1 pseudogene is annotated in these 288 nt (G+C 71.5%); it reads left to right on the top strand.

From position 1 onward, the window contains the following. Window positions 1–99: 99 nt before the first annotated feature. Window positions 100–288: pseudogene (locus tag ACWJ6R_RS38240) on the top strand (tetratricopeptide repeat protein); the annotation flags it as partial.

Raw genomic sequence — 288 nt, 5'->3', positions numbered from 1 at the left:
CGCGGCTCGAGCGCGGGATCTGCTGGCTGAGCTGCTGCCCGTGCGCGAGCGAGTGCCGGTGCTGAACACCGCGACACGCGTGGAGTCGCCCGGCACAACCTTGCCCGCTGGACGGGGGAGGCTGGAGACGCGGCCCAGGCACGGGACCTATTCGCCGAGCTGCTGCCGGTGCGCGAGCGGGTACTGGGTGCCGAGCATCCGCACACGTTGACCACTCGGCATAACCTTGCCCGCTGGACGGGGGAGGCTGGAGACGCGGCTCGAGCGCGGGATCTGCTGGCTGAGCTG

The sequence above is a fragment of the Planomonospora algeriensis genome, assembly GCF_977012225.1.
This window is presented reverse-complemented; position numbering and strand designations above follow the sequence as displayed.